Here is a 280-nt window from a genome sequence, read left to right as displayed (position 1 = left end):
CAGATCGGTCGCCGCGGCATCGACCAGCGCGGGCTCGGCCGCATAGGCTTCGCGGGCGGTCCGCATGAACTGTAGGCGATCGGCATCAGTGCGGCAGATGGTCCGGCCAATCAGGAAGGCGAGCGCGCCGCCGAGATCGCCCTGGTCGAGGATGAAGGCTGCCGACGCTTCGAGGAAGGGATCGGCGACAATGGCAGCTTCCGCCTCGCGCCGGATTGCAAGCCAGAGCTCGTCGGAATTCGCCGTCGTGGATAGCGCCATCGCCTTCGCCTCATCGTCC

The 280-nt window shown here is 67.1% G+C and carries 1 protein-coding gene; it reads right to left on the bottom strand.

Going from position 1 to position 280, the window contains the following annotated elements; all coding sequences use genetic code 11:
* On the bottom strand, positions 1–261 hold a 261-nt coding region (locus ACP7H9_RS14250; protein ID WP_439222939.1), incomplete at its 3' end, for a serine O-acetyltransferase.
* Positions 262–280 lie beyond the last annotated feature (19 nt).

This window comes from Idiomarina sp. ST20R2A10, from assembly GCF_051842345.1.
Lineage (GTDB): Bacteria > Pseudomonadota > Gammaproteobacteria > Enterobacterales > Alteromonadaceae > Idiomarina > Idiomarina loihiensis.
This window is presented reverse-complemented; position numbering and strand designations above follow the sequence as displayed.